We start from the raw sequence: 6,367 nt of genomic DNA on the forward strand, positions 1-6,367 counted from the left end.
GCAATCAGCATTTGAAATCGGGCAGGTTCGGAAATGCCCGGCAACCGGCATAGCGCGCCTGCGTTGCCAGCGATTCTTCGATACGCAACAGCTGGTTGTATTTCGCAACACGATCGGAGCGGCACAAGGAACCGGTCTTGATCTGCGTGGCAGAAGTAGCCACGGACAGGTCGGCGATCGTCGTATCCTCGGTTTCGCCCGAACGATGCGAGATCACCGCAGAGTAGTTGGCCGCCTCGGCCATGGCGATCGCATCGAGGGTTTCAGTCAGCGTGCCAATCTGATTCACCTTGATCAGGATGGAATTGGCGATGTGCTTGTCGATTCCCTGCCTGAAAATCGAGGTGTTGGTGACGAAAAGGTCATCCCCGACCAGTTGCACGCGCTTGCCGAGACGCTCGGTCAGTTTCTTCCAGCCATCCCAGTCGCCCTCGGCCATGCCGTCTTCAATCGTGATGATCGGATACTTCGCACACCAGTCCGCATAGAACTCGATCAACTGGTCTGGCGTGAGCACCTTGCCTTCGCCTTCAAGGTGGTAGGCGCCATCCTTGTAAAACTCCGAACTGGCCACATCGAGGCCGAGCCAGATGTCCTTGCCGATGGCATATCCGGCCTTGTTCACCGCTTCGAGGATCGTCTCGATCGCTTCTTCATTGGACTTCAAGTTGGGGGCGAATCCTCCCTCGTCACCGACCGCGGTAGACAATCCACGGCCCTTGAGCACCGATTTGAGTGCATGGAAGATTTCCGTTCCTGCACGAAGGGCCTCGGCAAAATTCGGCAGGCCGACCGGCAGCACCATGAATTCCTGCATGTCGACGTTGTTGTCGGCATGTGCGCCGCCATTGACGATATTCATCATCGGCACTGGCAACTCCGGCGCGCGATCACCCGCCAGATGCTTCCACAATGGCAGTTTCCGCGACGCTGCAACCGCATGTGCATTGGCCATCGAAACGCCGAGCAGCGCATTTGCGCCGAGCTTGCCCTTGTTCGGCGAGCCATCCAGGGCAATCAGTTTTTCATCCAGCCCGCGCTGATCGTTCGCATCGAATCCGCTCAGGGCATCGGCGATTGTCGTATTGACGTTGGCAACGGCATTCCTGACGCCCTTGCCGAGATAGCGTGAATTGTCGCCATCGCGCAATTCGACCGCTTCCCGGGAACCGGTCGAAGCACCGGAGGGCACCATGGCCCGGCCAAACGAGCCGTCTGCCAGGGTGACTTCGGCTTCCAGCGTGGGATTGCCGCGTGAGTCGAGGATTTCGCGTGCGTGGATCTTGCTGATCATGCTCATGGAGTCTCTGTTTTCTCCGTAGTTCAATGCCGGACAAACTTCAGGCGTTTTCGATCAAGCCGCTCTTCTTGGTCAACTGGTCCAGGCCCATGATGGACTCGAGCAGTGCCTCCATCTTCCCCAGCGGCCACGCGTTGGGGCCATCGCTGAGTGCCTTGTCGGGATCAGGATGGGTTTCCATGAAGATGCCGGCGATGCCGACTGCCACTGCGGCTCGCGCAAGTACGGGTACGAATTCGCGCTGGCCACCGGATTTCCCGCCTGCCCCACCCGGCAATTGCACCGAGTGCGTCGCGTCGAACACGACCGGACAACCGGTATCGCGCATCACTGCCAGTGAGCGCATGTCGGAAACCAGATTGTTGTAGCCGAAGCTGGCGCCACGCTCGCAGACCATCAGCTGAGTGTTGCCTGTGGTCTTTGCCTTCTCGGAAACGTGCTTCATTTCCCAGGGTGAGAGGAACTGGCCCTTCTTGATGTTGACAGGGCGGCCGACGCTGCAGGCCTTGATGATGAAGTCGGTCTGCCGGCACAGGAACGCGGGGGTCTGCAATACGTCGACAACTTCCGCGACCTCTTCCATCGGCGTGTATTCATGCACGTCGGTCAGTACCGGCACGCCGATCTGCCGTTTGACCTCTGCAAGGATGCGCAGGCCTTCCTCGAATCCCGGGCCACGATGCCCGCTGATCGAAGTGCGATTCGCCTTGTCGAAACTGGACTTGTAAATGAACGGGATGCCGAGACGCGCGGTGATTTCCTTGAGCGTTCCTGCCGTGTCGAGAGCCAGCTGTTCTGATTCGATGACACAGGGACCGGCAATCAGGAACAGGGGTTTATCGAGCCCTACCTCGAAGTCGCAGAGTTTCACGCGGTGGCTCCGATCTTGGACGGCACGACAGCATCCAGGGCGGGCGCTTCGCGCACGGCCTTGAACTCGCGCGCTGCCCGGATGAACCCGACAAACAGGGGATGGCCGTCACGTGGTGTTGACGTGAACTCCGGATGCGCCTGGCAGGCGATGAACCACGGATGGTTGGCCAATTCGACCATTTCGACCAGAAGGTCATCCATCGATTTTCCGGAAATTACCAGGCCCAGATCTTCCAGCTTCTGTCGGTAGCGGTTGTTGAACTCGTAGCGATGGCGATGGCGTTCGCGCACGACATCCTGACCATAGAGCTCGCGCGCCAGGGTGCCCGCCTTGAGTCGGCACTCTTGCGCGCCGAGGCGCATGGTGCCGCCGAGTTCGGAAGTCTCGTCACGTTTCTCGACGTCGCCAGAACTGGTCGTCCATTCGGTAATCAGGGCGATCACCGGATCCTTGCATGCGCGATCATTTTCGCTGGAGTTCGCACCTTCGAGTCCGGCCACATTGCGCGCAAATTCGACGACTGCCGCGTGCATGCCATAGCAGATGCCGAAATACGGCACCCGGTTCTCGCGAGCATATCGCGCCGCAGCGATCTTGCCCTCGAACCCGCGCTTGCCGAACCCGCCCGGGACAAGAATGCCATCGACGTCGTTCAGTGCATCGCCTCCACGGCGCTCGACCTCCTCGGACTCGACCCAACGCAGATTGACCTGCGTGTGCTGCTTGAGTCCGCCATGGCGCAAGGCTTCGCCGAGTGACTTGTAGGCGTCCTTGTGCTCGACGTATTTGCCCACGATGGCGATCGTGACTTCGTCCTTGGGATGTTCGATCGCCTCGACCGCAGCCTTCCACTCGCCGAGATCAGCCGGCTTTGCCTTGAAATTGAGACGGTCAAGGACGATGTCGTCGAGGCCCTGCTGATGCAGCCACAGGGGCAACCGATAGATGATGTCGACATCCACCGCGCTGATGACCGCCTTTTCAGGCACGTTGGTGAACAGCGCGATCTTGCGTCGGTCCGATTGCGGCAGCGGCTGTTCGCAGCGGCACAGCAATACGTCTGCCTGAATGCCGATGGAGCGCAATTCCTTGACCGAATGCTGGGTGGGCTTGGTCTTAATCTCGCCTGCAGCCTTGATGTAAGGCACCAGGGTCAAATGCATGAACATCGACATTTCGGGCCCATGCTCGATGCGGATTTGACGGATTGCCTCGAGGAATGGCAGTGACTCGATGTCACCAACAGTTCCGCCGATCTCGACAAGAGCGACGTCATAACCGCTGGTTGCCTCGTAGATTCGGTGCTTGATCTCGTCAGTGATGTGCGGAATCACCTGCACGGTGGCCCCGAGGTAGTCTCCGCGGCGCTCCTTGGCGATCACGCTTTCGTAGATCTTGCCGGTCGTAATCGAATTCTTGCCTGTCAGCCGGGTGCGCATGAAGCGCTCGTAATGGCCAAGATCAAGGTCGGTTTCGGCACCGTCGTCGGTTACGTAGACCTCGCCGTGCTGGAACGGGCTCATCGTGCCTGGATCAACGTTGATGTACGGATCCAGCTTCATCATGGTCACGCGCAGGCCGCGCGCTTCAAGGATGGCCGCCAGTGACGCAGCAGCAATGCCCTTGCCAAGCGAGGACACCACGCCGCCGGTCACGAAAATCAGGGGGGTCATGGAAAGTCATCCGCAGGAAAACCGTATTCTACCGGCTTACGGCGATGGCTGCGATAGCGAAGAGAGCCCTGGTGTGCCAAAACCGCTCTTTCAAGGCAGATTCGGCAGCAGTCCCGAGCCGATTGCGACAATCCGTCGCCTTGCGGATGTCTCTCGCTGCAGGTCCGGATACGGCCCTTGCCACTTCTGGCGGTTCCCGCCACCATGCGCGGTCACCTTTTCTACCTCGATAATCAATGAGCAGTCGCTACAACGCCGCAGACATCGAAGTACTTTCCGGGCTGGACCCGGTCAAGCGCCGCACCGGCATGTACACCGACACGTCGCGGCCCAATCATCTTGTCCAGGAAGTCGTCGACAACTCGGTCGATGAAGCTCTGGCGGGCCACGCCAAGTCGATTGATGTCGTAGTCCACGCAGATGGCTCGGTATCGGTCAGTGATGATGGCCGTGGCATGCCCGTGGACATCCATCCCGAGGAAGGCATTCCGGGAATTGAGCTGATCCTGACCCGGCTACATGCGGGCGGCAAGTTCTCGAACAAGAACTATCAGTTTTCGGGCGGACTGCATGGTGTCGGCGTGTCCGTGGTGAATGCACTGTCTACCCGCGTCGAAGTGAACATCCGTCGCGAGGGCCAGATCCATCGCATGGAATTCAGGGATGGCTTCCGCGCAACGCCGCTCGAAGTCGTTGGTAGCGTCGCGAAGAAACAGACCGGCACGACGCTGCGCTTCTGGCCGGATCCGAAGTACTTCGATACGCCAAAGATCCTGCTCAGCAAGCTGCGTCACGTGCTGCGCGCCAAAGCCGTACTGTGTGCAGGCCTGACGGTTCGCCTGACTGACGAGGCCACAGCGGAAGAGATCACCTGGCATTACGAAGACGGCTTGCGCGACTATCTGCGCACGATGATCGGCGAGGCCGAGCGTCTGCCGGCAGAGCTGTTCATCGGTTCGCAGCAGCGCGAGAAGAGCGCGGTCGATTTCGTTGTTGCATGGATGCCCGTAGGCGAGCTCACCCAGGAGAGCTATGTCAATCTGATTCCAACCGCGCAGGGCGGCACTCATGTCAACGGTCTGCGTACCGGCTTGACCGAGGCCTTGCGCGAGTTCTGCGACTTCCGCAACCTGCTTCCCCGTGGGGTCAAGCTTGCCCCGGAAGATGTATGGGACCGCTTGTGCTTCGTTCTGTCCGTGCGCATGCAAGAGCCGCAGTTTTCGGGACAGACAAAGGAACGCCTGTCATCCCGCGATGCAGCCGGCCTGGTACAGGGCGCTGCACATGACGGGTTCTCGCTTTTTCTGAACCAGCACGTGGAAATCGGCGAGAAGATCGCGCAACTGGCTATCGAGCGTGCGGCGCTGCGACTCAAGGCCGAAAAGCAGATCGTTCGCAAGAAGATCACCCAGGGCCCGGCACTGCCAGGCAAGCTTGCCGACTGTGCGTCCAGCGACCTTTCGCGCACCGAGTTGTTCCTGGTCGAAGGTGATTCTGCCGGCGGCTCGGCACGTCAGGCGCGCGACAAGGATTTCCAGGCGATCCTGCCCTTGCGTGGCAAGATCCTCAATACATGGGAAGTCGAATCGGGCAGCGTGCTGGCGTCACAGGAAGTGCACGATCTCGCCGTCGCGATCGGTTGTGACCCGGGCAAGAACGACATCAGCGGATTGCGCTACGGCAAGGTTTGCATACTGGCTGATGCCGATTCGGACGGCTTGCATATCGCCACGCTGCTCTCGGCACTGTTCCTCAAGCATTTCCCGGCGCTGGTCCGTGAAGGCCACATCTTCGTGGCCATGCCACCGCTATTCCGTGTCGATGTCGGCAAGCAGATGTTCTATTGCCTCGATGAGTCCGAACGTGACGCGATCCTCGAGCGAATCGAACGCGAAAAGATCCGCGGCGCGATAAACGTGACTCGCTTCAAGGGTCTGGGTGAAATGAACCCGAGCCAGTTGCGTGAATCGACGATCAATCCCGATACGCGCCGACTGGTCCAGTTGACGATCGAAGATGCGGACAGCACGGATGACAGCACGCGCCGAATCATGGACATGCTGCTCTCAAAAAAACGCGCATCCGATCGCAAGAGCTGGCTTGAGGAAAAAGGCGATCTCGCTTCGCTGGATGTCTGAACTGCTCGGCACTGACCCTACGCTCGTCTTTCCCGCGCAGGCGGGAATCGCTTGCCTCGATTCAGCGCCAGCCGGTCAAGACCCTTTCAGATTCTGGCACCTGAAGACCGCGCATACCTGATGATGAAAAGGCGCCGACCCACACATCAGGATTGCGCTGGATGTGTTGCAGCAACCAGCGCATCAATCCGGAGCTCGAATTGCGTAACGCACGACCTTTCCGATCGTAAGCCCCTGCCCCAGTATCGAGAAGACGACGACGGCATAGGTCATCGCCAGCACTACGTTGCGCTCGTGTCCGGGCGGCAATGACAGTGCCAGTGCAACCGAAATGCCGCCCCGCAGACCACCCCAGGTAAGCACCTGCCACGAACCCTTTGGT

5 protein-coding genes are annotated in these 6,367 nt (G+C 59.5%); 1 reads left to right on the forward strand and 4 read right to left on the reverse strand.

Annotated elements, in window-relative coordinates:
* Positions 1–4: 4 nt before the first annotated feature.
* The 3 genes from eno to WBP53_RS03700 are packed head-to-tail and all read right to left on the reverse strand — an operon-like array spanning position 5 to position 3,847.
* Entirely contained in the window at positions 5–1,300 is a 1,296-nt protein-coding gene (gene eno, locus WBP53_RS03690) for a phosphopyruvate hydratase (protein ID WP_423926054.1), read from the reverse strand.
* 40 nt (positions 1,301–1,340) lie between these two features.
* Positions 1,341–2,171, reverse strand: coding sequence for a 3-deoxy-8-phosphooctulonate synthase (gene kdsA, locus WBP53_RS03695; RefSeq protein ID WP_423926056.1), 831 nt, complete (start codon positions 2,169–2,171; stop codon positions 1,341–1,343).
* Positions 2,168–3,847, reverse strand: coding sequence for a CTP synthase (locus WBP53_RS03700; RefSeq protein WP_423926058.1), 1,680 nt, complete (start codon positions 3,845–3,847; stop codon positions 2,168–2,170). The genes kdsA and WBP53_RS03700 overlap by 4 nt, the downstream gene beginning before the upstream one ends.
* Before the next feature lie 236 nt (positions 3,848–4,083).
* Here WBP53_RS03700 and parE point away from each other — a divergent pair, with 236 nt between their 5' ends.
* Entirely contained in the window at positions 4,084–5,985 is a 1,902-nt protein-coding gene (gene parE, locus WBP53_RS03705; protein WP_423926060.1) for a DNA topoisomerase IV subunit B, read from the forward strand.
* A 183-nt stretch (positions 5,986–6,168) separates the two neighbouring features.
* Here the strand turns inward: parE and WBP53_RS03710 are convergent.
* On the reverse strand, positions 6,169–6,367 hold a 199-nt coding region (locus tag WBP53_RS03710), incomplete at its 5' end, for a hypothetical protein (protein WP_423926062.1).

Origin of the sequence: Dokdonella sp. (assembly GCF_049593775.1) — a bacterium.
Lineage (GTDB): Bacteria > Pseudomonadota > Gammaproteobacteria > Xanthomonadales > Rhodanobacteraceae > Dokdonella.

What these genes read in the sequence shown, in the direction of transcription:
- eno (WP_423926054.1), bottom strand. Translation starts at nt 1,300, where the DNA reads ATGAGCATGATCAGCAAGATCCACGCACGCGAAATCCTCGACTCACGC.
- WBP53_RS03700 (WP_423926058.1), bottom strand. Translation starts at nt 3,847, where the DNA reads ATGACCCCCCTGATTTTCGTGACCGGCGGCGTGGTGTCCTCGCTTGGC.
- parE (WP_423926060.1), top strand. Translation starts at nt 4,084, where the DNA reads ATGAGCAGTCGCTACAACGCCGCAGACATCGAAGTACTTTCCGGGCTG.